This is a genomic window from Acinetobacter gyllenbergii CIP 110306 = MTCC 11365, assembly GCF_000413855.1.
GTDB classification, from domain to species: Bacteria; Pseudomonadota; Gammaproteobacteria; order Pseudomonadales; family Moraxellaceae; genus Acinetobacter; species Acinetobacter gyllenbergii.
This window is the reverse complement of the sequence record NZ_ATGG01000013.1, coordinates 52,032-65,628: the sequence shown is the minus strand read 5'-3', so window position 1 is coordinate 65,628 and position 13,597 is coordinate 52,032. Positions and strand designations below refer to the sequence as shown.

The 13,597-nt window shown below is 40.2% G+C and carries 14 protein-coding genes; 5 read left to right on the top strand and 9 right to left on the bottom strand.

Annotation, left to right across the window (positions count from 1 at the left end; translation table 11 throughout):
• The first annotated feature begins 49 nt into the window (after positions 1-49).
• Positions 50-973, top strand: a complete 924-nt coding sequence (locus F957_RS11830; protein WP_016539842.1) for a hypothetical protein — start codon at positions 50-52, stop codon at positions 971-973.
• A 51-nt stretch (positions 974-1,024) separates the two neighbouring features.
• Here the strand turns inward: F957_RS11830 and F957_RS11835 are convergent, their stop codons facing one another.
• Complete coding sequence (locus tag F957_RS11835; RefSeq protein ID WP_016539841.1) at positions 1,025-1,585, bottom strand: TetR/AcrR family transcriptional regulator; 561 nt, start codon at positions 1,583-1,585, stop codon at positions 1,025-1,027.
• A 447-nt stretch (positions 1,586-2,032) separates the two neighbouring features.
• Between F957_RS11835 and F957_RS11840 the strand changes: the two genes are divergently transcribed.
• Positions 2,033-2,887 carry a hypothetical protein gene (locus tag F957_RS11840; protein ID WP_016539840.1) on the top strand — a complete coding sequence of 285 codons (855 nt, stop codon included), beginning with the start codon at positions 2,033-2,035 and terminating at the stop codon, positions 2,885-2,887.
• A 182-nt stretch (positions 2,888-3,069) separates the two neighbouring features.
• Positions 3,070-3,525 (top strand): DUF441 domain-containing protein, encoded by a 456-nt coding sequence (locus F957_RS11845; RefSeq protein ID WP_004653942.1) that lies wholly within the window; start codon positions 3,070-3,072, stop codon positions 3,523-3,525.
• A gap of 85 nt (positions 3,526-3,610) precedes the next feature.
• Here F957_RS11845 and F957_RS11850 read toward each other — a convergent pair whose 3' ends face one another.
• Complete coding sequence (locus F957_RS11850) at positions 3,611-4,531, bottom strand: LysR family transcriptional regulator (protein ID WP_167539922.1); 921 nt, start codon at positions 4,529-4,531, stop codon at positions 3,611-3,613.
• Positions 4,532-4,782: 251 nt separating this feature from the next.
• Between F957_RS11850 and F957_RS11855 the strand changes: the two genes are divergently transcribed.
• The gene (locus F957_RS11855) at positions 4,783-5,469 is read left to right on the top strand and encodes an epoxyqueuosine reductase QueH (protein ID WP_016539838.1); all 687 of its coding nucleotides are present in this window, start codon (positions 4,783-4,785) and stop codon (positions 5,467-5,469) included.
• 51 nt (positions 5,470-5,520) lie between these two features.
• Here the strand turns inward: F957_RS11855 and F957_RS11860 are convergent, their stop codons facing one another.
• Positions 5,521-6,312 carry a DUF4198 domain-containing protein gene (locus F957_RS11860; protein WP_016539837.1) on the bottom strand — a complete coding sequence of 264 codons (792 nt, stop codon included), beginning with the start codon at positions 6,310-6,312 and terminating at the stop codon, positions 5,521-5,523.
• Between the two features lie 195 nt (positions 6,313-6,507).
• On the opposite strand from F957_RS11860, the gene F957_RS11865 reads away from it, so the two are divergent.
• A complete protein-coding gene (locus tag F957_RS11865; protein ID WP_016660303.1) occupies positions 6,508-7,728 on the top strand; it encodes an MFS transporter in 1,221 nt (406 codons plus the stop codon).
• Between the two features lie 21 nt (positions 7,729-7,749).
• Here the strand turns inward: F957_RS11865 and F957_RS11870 are convergent, their stop codons facing one another.
• The 6 genes from F957_RS11870 to F957_RS11895 all read right to left on the bottom strand — a co-directional run bounded on the left by F957_RS11870 (position 7,750) and on the right by F957_RS11895 (position 13,350).
• Positions 7,750-8,358 carry a DUF2238 domain-containing protein gene (locus tag F957_RS11870; RefSeq protein ID WP_016539835.1) on the bottom strand — a complete coding sequence of 203 codons (609 nt, stop codon included), beginning with the start codon at positions 8,356-8,358 and terminating at the stop codon, positions 7,750-7,752.
• 95 nt (positions 8,359-8,453) lie between these two features.
• Positions 8,454-9,407 (bottom strand): siderophore ABC transporter substrate-binding protein, encoded by a 954-nt coding sequence (locus tag F957_RS11875; RefSeq protein WP_016539834.1) that lies wholly within the window; start codon positions 9,405-9,407, stop codon positions 8,454-8,456.
• 9 nt (positions 9,408-9,416) lie between these two features.
• Positions 9,417-10,181, bottom strand: coding sequence for an iron ABC transporter ATP-binding protein (locus F957_RS11880; RefSeq protein ID WP_016539833.1), 765 nt, complete (start codon positions 10,179-10,181; stop codon positions 9,417-9,419).
• The gene (locus F957_RS11885) at positions 10,172-11,128 is read right to left on the bottom strand and encodes an iron chelate uptake ABC transporter family permease subunit (RefSeq protein ID WP_016539832.1); all 957 of its coding nucleotides are present in this window, start codon (positions 11,126-11,128) and stop codon (positions 10,172-10,174) included. The genes F957_RS11880 and F957_RS11885 overlap by 10 nt, the downstream gene beginning before the upstream one ends.
• The gene (locus tag F957_RS11890; protein ID WP_016539831.1) at positions 11,118-12,074 is read right to left on the bottom strand and encodes an ABC transporter permease; all 957 of its coding nucleotides are present in this window, start codon (positions 12,072-12,074) and stop codon (positions 11,118-11,120) included. The genes F957_RS11885 and F957_RS11890 overlap by 11 nt, the downstream gene beginning before the upstream one ends.
• A gap of 292 nt (positions 12,075-12,366) precedes the next feature.
• A complete protein-coding gene (locus F957_RS11895; protein ID WP_004806485.1) occupies positions 12,367-13,350 on the bottom strand; it encodes an ion transporter in 984 nt (327 codons plus the stop codon).
• Positions 13,351-13,597 lie beyond the last annotated feature (247 nt).

The following is a 13,597-nucleotide window of genomic DNA, read 5'->3' as shown; positions in this document are numbered from 1 at the left end:
AGGTGCTTTAAGCACCTTTTTTTATAATTAAAAAAAGGAAAATCCATTGATGACAACTCAAGATTCAACGATAAATATTGAAGACTATAAAAATATCATGCAGTTTTTTTATGACTTTAATGATGAGAACACTGAAAAACGTAGTCAGGCACTGGTTTGGTTTTATGAAAACTTTGAATTGGTCTTATCATTTCCCCTCTATTTATCCATACAAGCAATAGAAGGTATCAACGAAAGTCAGATTAGCCCTCACATTCATATTTTAGAGCTAAAAGATGATCAGGGTATCTCCCATCCAACCTATGTGATTGCAACTTATGCATTTCAACCCACTGTTGAAATGCAAGAACCGCTCTCAAACGCTGAGTTTAAATGTATCAATCTTGAACTTGGCAAAATTATTTTCAATATTTTTCCAGCGATACAACAAAAATATGAAAATACCATCATCTCTATTTCATTTCCTAATGATATTCATCAACAGTTCTTTTTAGACCGACAAGAGAGTGCATTTATTAGTTTATTTAAGGATGATATTGAGATTTTAAGAAAAATAGCATTTACCGCATTATCAAGCCAAGATTCCAATTTAAGTGAAGAACTCTGGTCACGCCACTTAAATCACCGCCAATTTAGACAGTTCATTTATAGTTTTGGCTTAGAGCACCCCGAAATTGAAAAAATTTGGTGTTGGGGTCTTGGGAATATACTTTACATCACACTTGATTGCCCATCTTCGTGTTTCAAACAATATAAACAGCTATTAACACTGGAGTTATCAGCAGTTATAAAAGATTCTGAACTTTCATTACAAATTTTAGATTTAGATCAATTAGAAAAAAATGAAATACAAGAAAATATATTAGCCGAAGAATTTAGTTTATTCTTCCAAAGAACATGGAATCATTTTTTCTTATTTCGCTGGTGGCGTAATTTTCGAAAAATACCTCTCATTACTGTTAAGGACCAATGATAAAACAGTGTCATCTTTTTATAACTTATAAGGATGACACTGTTATTTAAGCTAAGCTGCTTCTAAATGAATCAAACGTTCAATATAATACCAACACTCTTCGATTTTAGCATGATCCTTATTCACTTTTGCATAAGCGGTCATACCATCTAAAATATTTATATACATTGCAGTCAGCACGTGAGGTTGAAATACTTGAGCCTTTTCAAACAAATCTTCCACCAAAGCCATTAACCACTCTCGATATTCGACAATTGGCCCAATAATAGAAGGATATTGTTGTAGAATTTCTAAAGAAGCTTTTTGGAACATACAACCATGAAAATCATCTGAATTAAACCAAGACAAATGCCAAAAATACACTGCCTTAATTTTCCCTAAATAATCCTCTTCTGCGATTAAGCTAATTTCATGCTCAATAGCCGCCTGAATACTTTTATTCCTTCGAGACAAGCATTCTTCGATCAAGTTCTCTTTGGATGGAAAGTATTTGTAGAAAGTCATTTTGGCAACACCCGACTCACTAATAATTCGATCCACACCCACAGAGCTGTAGTTATGACGGTTAAAAAGGTCTAGAGCCGTTGCAATAATATCTTCTTTTTTTGACATTTTATTATCCTTGTAGAATTCTATCAAAAAACTTAATGCATTATTTAGACATAGTTTACATGCTGGAAAGTTCTGGCCACTATGTATGTTATGTTATTTTAAGAGCATTATAGAAAAGTCGCATTTTCTTTATTGTTCCTCTTATAGGGTATGTAAAAATCAGTCTACATACAAGATCATTTGTAAAAAAATCTTTCTATTTTTAAAATATTTCTTTTTAACGTGAAGCAATTCACTGTTTGCTTACAGTTAAGTTAATTCATAAACTTTCTTGCTATTTTTTAGATGACTTAATAAATTGATTTCACAAAAAATTCATTTTATATTTAAATCATCCAATAAAAAGATGTTTGGTTGAACTAATAGTTATATTCATAAGCAACCAAAGAAAATCTAAGTAAATAATTGGAAAAGCAATAATATTATTAATTCATCGAGTACAAAACTATGCCTAAAAAATTTGAAAACTTTAACGACCCAAGACAGAAAGCTATTGAAGGAATGAAGAATAGTATTTCTACTGAACAATGGAACAAGAACTTGAACTTTCTGAAACAATTACGTGCAGAAATTTCAAATCACCCTGTTTCACGTCATCCAGCTATTCAACTTCTAAATGACGGTGTTATTGATAAAGAAACCTTAAAACACATTCATTTAGAATATCGCCATGCCATCGTACAAGTATTTACGGATGCATTATTGATGGCACAATTTCAAACCAAACAACTAGAGCCGCGTTTATTATCAGGTTCTAAAATGTTCCCTCGTTTTTTACTTAATCTTAATATTCTGGATGAATTCGGTTTCCGCCCAGGTTTAGACGAAGAAGGATACTATTCAGGCAACCCTGAATATGCCCATTATCCACTATTTGAAGACGTGCTAAATGACTTTGAACTGAGTCAAGCAGAACGTAATGACTATCAACCATCGCTCATTTCGCAACGTGTTCGTAGTTATCTGGAAAATGCATTCCATAGCTATCAAGCCGTTTCAGCATTATTGGCTGTGGCCGAAGAAGAAGTAATTTTATTTAGCCCAGCCTTACGTCAGGCAACCAAAGCTGTTGGGTTTGATGTCGACAGCGGTTATTACTATGTACATGGTGTTTCACATGATGCCTCAGCAGAAGCTGCAGATGATGATCATGAGGACGATTTATGGTTCGTGTTGGCGCAAGCTTGTGTTGAATCTGAATATGCGTCGATCCGCCAAATCTGTCTTGAATACTGTGATTTATGGGAACAGTTCTGGGATGAACAAATTGCCTATTATGGAACATTCAAAAAACTGGCTTAATTTCTTTCGCACAACGAGCCATCTTCAACTTTTTAGTTGAAAGATGGCTTTTTTAATGCCTTGGAGAATCTGCAAAGGCATCAATGTTAAAATCTTCTCCTCTGCTATTAAGATGAATTTAACCGAAGTTAGCGGCTATTTACGATATAATTCAACTTTCTTTCCCCGCAAACGTTTCGCACATGTTTTCACAATTTGATGTCAACTTATTGGTTCTGCTTGTTTTATTGGGCTGCGGTATCTTTAGTCAAAACACGGCAGTAACGATCGCAGCTGCTTGTCTGATCTTGGTTAAATTGACTCCTCTGAATCAGTTTTTCCCCTATATTCAAAATCATGGTTTGAATATTGGCATTATCATCCTGACCATCGGTGTCCTTGCACCCATCGCAAGCGGCAAAATCAGTGGTGAAAGCATCCTCAAATCATTTATTAGTATTAAGTCATTAGCTGCAATTGCAGTTGGATTATTGGTGGCTTGGCTGGGTGGTCGTGGTGTTAAACTGATGAGTAATCAACCCGATGTGGTTGCAGGGCTTTTGATTGGAACCGTGGCAGGCGTTGCGCTATTGAGAGGTGTTCCTGTTGGTCCACTGATTGCCGCAGGGATATTGTCCTTGCTGATTGGTAAATCATGAACGGATAAATTAAAAAAGAGAGGCTTCTCGCGAGTTAGTCGATAGGTAGTGGTGCTGCCACTACCTGATAACCAACAATCGCTGCTTACTGTTCATAATATACGGTGCGTAACTTGGAAAACTTTTCTAGCTGCTTAATAAAACCTTCAAAGTAATTCTTTTCCTTATCTTCACTACGATAACCCGCGTAGAGCTTTCGTCTTAAACCTTGTGGCGAAACACAATCTAAACGGCGACTCACCACCCAGCCTTTTTGCTCATACTCATTCACCACCCAATCAGGCAATGCGGCAATACCACGCCCACTGGCAACCAATTGAATTAGCATCTGGGTCAGATCAGTGGTACGAATATGTTTGGGTTGAATATTGGCAGGAATAAACAAGTGCGCCATGATATCCAAGCGATGTTTATCAACAGGATAAGTGATCAGCGTTTCTTCAGCTAAATCTTCGACTGAAACCTGCTCAGCACGCACCAATGGATGGGTATTGGAAAGTACTAAACGAGATTCATATTCAAAGATCGGGAAGTATTCAATCCCTTTTAGCGCAATTGGGTCAGCCGTAATCAATAAATCAAATTCCGCATTTTGCAATAACTCGTGCGGATTGGATTCAAAACCTGCTGCAAAGTCTAGGTCCACATCAGGATATTGCAGGCGATATTGATTGAGTAATGGCATGAGCCAATCAAAGCAGCTATGGCATTCCGATGAGAAAATAATTCGTCCCGTTTGCCCATGTACGATACGGGTAATATCGGTTTGCGCAATTTGTACCTGTGGCAATACATCATCTGCCAGTTTAAGTAAGCGTTCACCTACATTGGAGAAGCTCACCGGACGACTACGACGATTAACCACTTCTACCCCATACCAGTGATCCAATTCTTTTAATTGATGTGAAATTGCAGATGGCGTAAGACATAAATCTGTTGCAGCAGATACCAAGGAACCGTGCTCTCTTAAAGCAATTAAAGTTTTTAAATGACGAAGTTCTAACACGACCACAACCATTATTGAATTTAATTCATCTTAACATGATATTAATTAGTTTGTCTCAACATAGGCTTTATTTCATGATTTACCCATTCACACTCGTTTAAAAACTCAACACACCAATTGCTATTAATACACGGATGCTTTTGGTATTTAAAAATTTTCAGCTTGAGCTGAGAACATTTCATGGAATTGAACTGCCATAAACATTTAAAACTTTTACAATAGACGATTCACTTTTGCAGACCACGCTAACGATGACACGACAAAGTCAAAAGACGCTTGAACGTCAAATGCTCAGCCTACCCGAAGGGCACGACAAACTGTTGCTGCATTCATGCTGTGCGCCGTGTTCAGGTGAAGTGATGGAAACCTTGATTGAGTCTGGCATCGACTTTTCGATCTTTTTCTATAATCCAAATATTCACCCTGTGAAAGAATATTTGATTCGTAAAGAGGAAAATATCCGCTTTGCCGAAAAGCATAATATTCCTTTTATCGATTGTGACTACGACACTGACAATTGGTTTGCCCGTGCCAAAGGCATGGAAAATGAGCCTGAAAAAGGCATTCGCTGCACCATGTGCTTTGATATGCGTTTTGAAAGAACAGCGCTATATGCCTATGAACATGGCTTTAGTCTGATCAGTAGTTCACTGGGCATTTCTCGCTGGAAGAATATGCAGCAAATTAATGACTGTGGTCTGCGTGCCGCTGCACATTATCAAAATATTCAATATTGGGATTATAACTGGCGTAAACATGGCGGCGCAGTACGGATGCTAGAGATCAGCAAACGTGAAGAGTTTTATCAACAGGAATACTGTGGTTGTGTTTATTCGCTTAGAGATAGTAATCGCTGGCGTATGAGCAATGGTCGAGATCGTATTCAATTGGGTGTGAAATTTTATAGTAATGCAATGGATGATGAGTCAAATCAATAAAATTGACCTCGAAATAAAAGGCTAATTCAGATGAATTAGCCGTTCCACTTCTTAATTTACAGCAACACTGATGATGCTATAGAACTGATTGCTTGGCTTTTGCTTCGCATCGACTGCTTCGCTAACTTCAATCAGATATTCACCTGCTTGAGCAAAGACTAAATCAGCACTGCCATCTGCAGCGGTCTTCAAGCTAATGCCTTGCTTATCGGTTGCACCTTTAGCACGAATGACCACATTAGCATTGATCAATGCTTGATTGGCTTTCGATGCTTTAATTTTAACGGTTTGATTGGCCTTTAGCTCACTTGGATGGGTTAAAAACTCAACTTGAATCGGTGCTGTGCTTGCCTGCACTGGCGTATTCTTCTCTTTAGACACATAAGTCAATAATGTCCATTCCCGGGTAATTTCAACAGGCGTAAATTTTTTCGCTTTTAAATCCGAAGGAATGACAAAATCACGTTCAGCTTTAGCTGGTGCTTTGTCTGCTGGCATATCAAAGAACATTTTCCATTCTTTTTGATCTTGTACATATTTCAATGGATAACTAGCACTGGTTTTAACACTATAAGTTCCCGCTTCGGGCAACTTTAAATCAAATACGGTTGCCGAACCCAATTTAGACTCTGCTGCAACTGTGGTTTTACTGTTATTCGGGCTGGTGACTTCAAACTTCGCATCTTTTAATGCATATTCACTTTGCAACGCTTCTTCTGCATAGCCCGAGATAATTGCGACTTGGGTTTGTTCAGTGGTATACGCAAGTGGCGCAACATAGGGTTCATGAGCAAAGCTATAACCTGAAGCAAGCAACAATGAACTGATCAATAATTTTTTCATTCTCTTTCCACCCTTTATAAAAATTCAGCTAAAAAACGTCTGCGTTGCATTATACATAAATGAAAATAATTATCATTCAATTAATCAAATTTTATCCTACCTCTCCAAATCAGTTGAGATAAAAATTGTGTTCTATTTCACTTTTCTGAATGCGAGTCGAATATAATACGGCGCTACTTTTTGACTTGAAATATTATGTCCTCGCCAAGCTCTCCCTTAGATTCCACACCCTCACACAATTATTCCTTATTTCTGGTTATTTTCTCCCTCGCTGTTGGTAGTTTCTGTATTGGAACGACTGAATTTGTAGCAATGGGGCTGATTCAGGAAATCGCCACCGATTTAAATGTCAGTGTGCCGCATGCAGGCTATTTCATCAGCGCCTATGCCCTCGGCGTCATGGTGGGTGCACCGATTATTGCGATTTTAGGCGCAAAAGTACCGCGTAAGACGCTATTGCTTAGCCTGATGCTTTTTTATGGTTTGGCCAATGCTGCGACGGCTTTTGCCAGCACACCAGAAGCCATGCTGCTGTCTCGCTTTATCGCAGGCTTTCCACATGGTGCCTACTTCGGTGTAGCGGCATTGGTTGCGGCTGAACTGGCAGGTAAGCAACGCCGTGCCACAGCGATTGCACAAGTGATGATGGGACTCACCATTGCCAATGTCATTGGCGTGCCGATTGCCACATGGCTGGGTCAACAATTTGGCTGGAAATCAGGTTTTGAGTTTTCTGCGGTGATTGCGTTTATTACCCTCATTGGTGTCAGTTTATTTGTACCCAATATCCCATTGCAGAAAACTGCGAGTATCAAAGCGGAGTTGGCGGGTTTAAAAAATATCAATATGTGGCTGACCCTTGCCGTTGGTGCAATTGGCTTTGGCGGCATGTTTTCGGTGTATAGCTATGTCTCACCAATCCTAACCGAATATACCCATGCTGATATTCGTGTAGTACCTGTAGCGCTCGCAATTTGGGGCATTGGTATGGTGATTGGTGGCTTGGTTGCCGGCTGGTTGGCAGATAAAAATCTATTTAAAACCATTATTGGCATTCTGATCAGTTCGGCACTCGCCTTTGTCGCTGCCAGCTTTATGATGTCTCATCTCTATACCGCAATTGCGGCCTTATTCTTGATTGGCTTTACCGTGATCGGTCTTGGTGGTGCTTTACAGACCCATTTGATGGATATCGCAGGTGATGCACAAACTTTGGCAGCCTCACTGAATCATTCAGCTTTCAACTTGGCCAATGCACTTGGTGCTTTCTTGGGGGGCTGGGTCCTCAGCCACAATATGGGTTGGTTAGCACCGATCTGGGTGGGTTTTGTATTAAGTTTGGGCGGTCTGGCGATTCTGTTGATTGCACTGGCTTATGCCAAATACTCAGAAAAAAATGAATCTGCCGTATCTTAACGGCAGATTCATGCACTGATTTTAATGCACTAATTTTGCAATCTGTCGATCATGCCATTTTGATAAGAATAATAAGGCGCTGATCGACCCAATCAAAGCAAAAAACATATCTGACTGTGTATCCCACTCATCCCCTTGCGTACCCAAAAACTCTTCGGCTCCTTGGCCCAAAGACAATGCAGCGGCCCATTCAATCAATTCATAGCCCGCACTAATCGCCATTACAATACAGATCACAATAAAACTGAGCATTTTGCCTTTGCTTAAAATACGATTTCGAATCAGAATTTCACGCGCAGCTATGGCAGGGACAAAGCCCTGCATAAAATGTCCGATCTTGTCGTATGGATTCCGTTCTAAACCCAACCATTGTGCAATTTCAAAACCCAAAGGCACGCGTGCGTAGCTATACGCGCCACCGACAATCAACACAACGGCATGCAAAAAAATCAGTACATATAACAAATGACTGAGCGGGAAAGCTTTATAGGTCGTAAATAATAACGGGACCACGATCAATACGGGGATGATTTCAAGCCACCACGTGGTTCGATCGAAAGGCTGAATTCCAGAAATCAGCAGCAAAATGGCTAAAATCGCCGTGCCCAAATACAATAAAGAAATACGCATGAGGTTATAAAAGTAGTGATTTATTAAATCCCATCATATAAAAAACCCAAAGGAAGTCCTTCGGGTTTTTGTTATAAAATCAGCAGATTGAATTTTTATTTCACCGCATCTGCCACTTCTTTTAACATGGCCTTCATGCCATCCAAGCCATTATTCATCAAGTACCAGTTACTTGAATCCAAATAGACGATATTGCCATTTTTCGCTGCTTTGGTCTGGTTAATAATCTTGTTATTCAAGACCTGCTTGGCACCTTGCTGATTTTCAGTAATCGCAGCACCACGGTCAATCACAAACAGATAATCAGGATTTTTCTGGGCAATAAACTCATGCGACACCGCCATACCATGCAAGCCGACTTTGATTGAAGGATCTGCTGGAGTAAAACCATAGAGGTCATGGATATTACCGAAGCGTGAACCTGGTCCATAAGCCGCAATTTTGCTGTTATTGACCAGAACCACCAAAGCAGTTTTAGCTTTAGTTTTGGCTTTTAATGCGGCTATATCTTTTTCCAAAGTTTGTAATTGTTGCTCCGCTTCTGGCTTTTTGCCCACCATCTCGGCAATATTCAGGGTTTGCTGCTTAAATGAGTTGAACTGATCGTTATAGTCCACATCAACAAAATAAGTCGGTGCAATCTGTTTAATCTGTGCCACCAGATTTTCCATTCGTCCGCTCATCAAAATCAATTCAGGTTGGCTGGCTGCAATTTTTTCCAGATTTGGTTCTTTGACTGTACCGACATCCAGATATTTACCCTCATTAAAGTCTTGCAGCACTTTTGGCAACGGGGTGCCTTTGGGTAAAGCCACCACTTTGTCATCCGCGCCTAAAGCATGGATGGTATTCAAAGCACTGGTATCCAATACCGCAATTCGAGATAAATTTGCAGGAATCGTGATTTGACCCGCCTTACTTTCGAAGCTATGCGTATCCTGTGCAGCAGCCGTATTTCCTTCCTGTGTTGCAGAAGGTGTGTTGGAATTACCACATGCAGCCAAGACCACACTCAGCATCATGACTGGCAATGTTTTTTTGAAAAGCATAACGAACTCCTAACTAATGAAATACAAACCTAATTTGTGTTGTTCAACCTGTTGAATCGGGATATGAAAATCGAAAATATCCTTGAGAATGCGTTCATCCATCATCTGCTGTGGATGACCTTGATAGACCAATTGCCCTTCTTTCATGGCAATGATGTGATCGGCATACACTGAGGCAAAATTGATGTCATGAATCACTACAATGATCGACTTACCGTGATTTTCAGCCAGATCTTTTAGCACCTTCATAATTTGTGAAGAGTGCTTCATATCCAGATTATTCAAAGGTTCATCGAGCAAAATATAATCGGTGTCTTGTGCCAGAATCATGGCGATATAAGCACGCTGACGTTGACCACCTGACAATTCACTGATTTGACGCTGCCGTAAGGCTTCTAAATCCATATAGGCAATCGAGCGATCAATTACCTTGCGATCTTCTACGCTCAAGCGTCCTTGGGAGTATGGGAAACGACCAAATGCCACCAGATCCTCAATACTGAGCCTTAACTCGGTATGGTTGGACTGTTTTAAGATGGCCAGCTTTTTCGCAATCTCGGCACTTTTCATCTGCTGTAAGTCCTGCCCATCCAGCAACACTTGCCCCTGATCAGCCTCGATTAAGCGACTCATCATCGAAAGTACCGTACTTTTGCCCGCACCATTCGGGCCAATGAACGCCGTAAACTGTCCTTTGGCAATATTTAGTGAAAGCTCATGTACCACCTGCTGTTGCTGATAGCTTTTGCTTAAATTCTTTAGCTCTATTGCCATTTTTTATTTTCCTTCAGTAATATCCAGAAGAAATAAATTCCACCGACAAAATTAATGATCACACTCAACGTGGTTTTGAAATTCAATAGATGCAATACGATGAACTGCCCGATCATCAAACATAGGATGCTGACCAGAATAATGCCGAGTAATAAGATGTGATGCTGATGGGTCTTGAACAACTCGAGGGTAATGTTGAGTACCAACAAGCCAAGGAACATCATCGGGCCTGCCAAAGCAGTTGCTGAAGCCAGCGCCAATACCACCAGAATCAATAACACGCGACTGGTCTTGTCATAATCCAGACCCAAATTTAGAGCATGATCGCGTCCCAGCGCCATCACATCCAGCTTGTGATAGTGCTTTAAGCTATAAAACAGAATCGGCACAATGGTCAGCAAAGACAATCCAACCGTTTCCATTTTCACCACATTAAAACTGGCAAAACCGGCATAGGCTGCAATCTGAAATTCATCAGGATCGAGCAAGACCTGAAAGAAGGTGGTCATATTGTCGAATAAAGTCGAACAGATCAGCCCCACCAACAACAGAAAATAAATATTTTGCTGTACAACTTTTTGGAAAATAAACCGATATAGCAACAAGGCAAACGTGACCATGAGCAGCAAACTGATCAAATAATCGGTAACAAAGTTGAGTGACAGTAAAGTGCTCGCACCAAAGAAATAGATCATCGCTGTCTTGGACAATTCATATAATTTATCCAACCCTAAAGCCTGCGGTGTCACCACTCGGTTATTCACAATGGTATGAAAGACCAAAGTTGAAACACCAACGGCGACGCCAGCGACGATGATGGCAGCAACGGTTTTTAAACGCAGACCGAGAGCATATTGCCATGCCACCCCTAAATTCCAGCCCAGATATAAGGCAATGCTCAGCAGCATCAAGAGGGCTAAAACAATCAGTTTGGTTTTATGAGGCATGGCGATATCTCCTGAGCAATAACCACAGGAAAATCACACTGCCGACAACACCCATAATTAAACTCACTGAGACCTCATAGGGATAAATCACCACCCTGCCAAAAACATCACAAAGCAATACCAGCAAAGCACCGAGGAGCGCCGTATGTGATAAGGTTCGACGAATATGATCACCTAAATACAGACTGACCAAATTCGGTACGATTAATCCAAGAAAAGGAATTGCACCCACGGTCACAATCACCACACCTGTAATCACTGAGACCAGTAGCAAACCCAGAAATAAGGTCTGTTTATAATTCAGTCCAAGATTGGTGGCAAAATCCTGTCCCAAGCCTGCCAAGACAAAACGATTGGCAAAGACATAGATCAGGATCAATACAGGCACACTGAGGTAGATCAGCTCATACTGACCATTTAAAATGGTGGAAAAATCACCTTGCAACCAACCTGCCAAGTTTTGTAATAGATCCATTTGCAAGGCAATAAAGGTGGTAAAGGCCGAGATAATACTGCCGAAAATCATACCCACCAGTGGAACAAACACGGTATCTCGATGCTTGAGGGTCGCCAGAATGCTCATAAAGGCCATTGCCCCCATCAGTGTCACGGCAATCGCAAAGCCTGTTTTGACAAAGATTGAAGCATTCGGCAGCAAGATAATCGAAACCAAGACGCCTAAACGGGCACAATCATACAAACCAGCAGTGGTTGGAGAAACAAAACGGTTGCGGCTAAGGGATTGCATAATCAAGCCACAGACACTCAGGCCCGCACCTGCCACAATAATTGCCATGAGACGCGGTAAACGACTGGTCCAGAACAATTGCCATTCATGAGGATTACCAGCCCACAAACCCGCAAGACTCATCTCACCGACACCAACAAATAAGGAAATAAATGCCAATGGAAGCAATAATAAAATCAGATAACGCCGCTTAATCATGTTGGGAGAACTTCATAGGATGCGCAAACTTAAAATAAGCTTAAAAAATACAAAATAGATAACAAGAAATTATCACAAATGATAAAGATTATTGTTAACTTTTTTAAATGAAATATCATCGATGTGAAGTACCACTGAATCAACAGAACTTTTAATTTTTAATAAAAAAGCCCTAAGGCTCAGTGTTACCGAGCTTTAGAGCCAAATTTAGTATTATTTAATCAGAATAAATAACTGAGTATTAGGCGCTTATGCTGAAGCCTTAAGCTACATTTTTATAATAAATTTCAAGTTATTCAGGAAGTTTTTCGCCACAATGTGGGCAGTAACGGCACAGCTTCTTTTCCTGCTCCTGATCTTCAAGCAACTTTTCTCTGACCAGTTGCATAATAATTTCATGGGTCTGCTCTTTGGGTAAACCGACCTTTTTGCGAATCCGTTCAATTTCCACTTGATCATGCAGCAGGTCTAAACCTTTGGCCTGTAGTACTTCCCGAAACTCTTGCTCCAATCGCTGATTACGCATATTCAATTCATTGGCAAGACCAGAAGCCAAAATACCCGCTGGTAAAGCGGCAATACCTACCCCGAGAATGGTAATAAATGCACCGAGTATCCGCCCCAAGTTAGTCACAGGGGTCACATCGCCATAACCAACTGTAGTTAAGGTAACCACTGCCCACCACATCGATTGCGGTATTGAGCTAAACGCCTCAGGCTGGGCTTTATTCTCAACCACATAAATCGCAGAAGCCGTCATCACGATCATAATCACCAAGATAAAAATAACCGCTTGGAATGAGCCTTTTTCGCGTTGAATCACGCGCAATAAAATTTGCAGCGAAACAAAATAACGGGTTAGCTTGAGTAAACGAACCAAACGTAAGACGCGTAAGAAACGCAAATCAATCGGAACAATGAAATTGAGATAAGCAGGCAAAATCGCCAATAGGTCGATAATTGCCCCACCACTTTTCATCCAACGAATCCGTTGTTTCCAAGCAGCCTCTTGCGGCTCTTCCTCAACAATACTCCAGAGCCTAAGCAGGTATTCACCACTAAAAATCATGATCGAGAGATTTTCAAAGATATCGAAATAAGGCTTGTATAGTTGATAAAATTCGTTGACGGACTCCAACAAAACCGCAGCCACGTTGCCAATAATCAAGGCAATCAATAGATAGTTTACACAGGTACTTACCGTACTTTTATAGTCATCATTGTGCAGATTGTCATAAACAAAACGTCTTAATTGCTGCCATGAAAATTGAGTCATACCATACTTATTGTTTAATCAAGCAAGCCAAAAATGTAGCACGTTGCTCTCATATTTAATAAGGGATTTTAAGCTGAAGCTCTATTTTCTCGTTTAAAACAAAAGCATTCACCAATTGATTGGCCTATATCACGCTGTTTCAACAAAACTTTCTTTGCAGTTTGACACTCGCTTCAACGATAATAAAAGCTTAGTGGTTATTTTCTTTAACGATTCATTCATAAAGAACTATAAATTTTATTAAACC

Excerpts from the sequence above, each read along its gene's own strand:
- F957_RS11890 (WP_016539831.1), bottom strand. The coding sequence starts at position 12,074 with ATGATTAAGCGGCGTTATCTGATTTTATTATTGCTTCCATTGGCATTT.
- F957_RS11870 (WP_016539835.1), bottom strand. The coding sequence starts at position 8,358 with ATGCGTATTTCTTTATTGTATTTGGGCACGGCGATTTTAGCCATTTTG.
- F957_RS11840 (WP_016539840.1), top strand. The coding sequence starts at position 2,033 with ATGCCTAAAAAATTTGAAAACTTTAACGACCCAAGACAGAAAGCTATT.
- F957_RS11895 (WP_004806485.1), bottom strand. The coding sequence starts at position 13,350 with ATGACTCAATTTTCATGGCAGCAATTAAGACGTTTTGTTTATGACAAT.
- F957_RS11885 (WP_016539832.1), bottom strand. The coding sequence starts at position 11,128 with ATGCCTCATAAAACCAAACTGATTGTTTTAGCCCTCTTGATGCTGCTG.
- F957_RS11855 (WP_016539838.1), top strand. The coding sequence starts at position 4,783 with ATGACACGACAAAGTCAAAAGACGCTTGAACGTCAAATGCTCAGCCTA.
- F957_RS11860 (WP_016539837.1), bottom strand. The coding sequence starts at position 6,312 with ATGAAAAAATTATTGATCAGTTCATTGTTGCTTGCTTCAGGTTATAGC.
- F957_RS11830 (WP_016539842.1), top strand. The coding sequence starts at position 50 with ATGACAACTCAAGATTCAACGATAAATATTGAAGACTATAAAAATATC.
- F957_RS11880 (WP_016539833.1), bottom strand. The coding sequence starts at position 10,181 with ATGGCAATAGAGCTAAAGAATTTAAGCAAAAGCTATCAGCAACAGCAG.
- F957_RS11865 (WP_016660303.1), top strand. The coding sequence starts at position 6,508 with ATGTCCTCGCCAAGCTCTCCCTTAGATTCCACACCCTCACACAATTAT.
- F957_RS11875 (WP_016539834.1), bottom strand. The coding sequence starts at position 9,407 with ATGCTTTTCAAAAAAACATTGCCAGTCATGATGCTGAGTGTGGTCTTG.
- F957_RS11835 (WP_016539841.1), bottom strand. The coding sequence starts at position 1,585 with ATGTCAAAAAAAGAAGATATTATTGCAACGGCTCTAGACCTTTTTAAC.
- F957_RS11845 (WP_004653942.1), top strand. The coding sequence starts at position 3,070 with ATGTTTTCACAATTTGATGTCAACTTATTGGTTCTGCTTGTTTTATTG.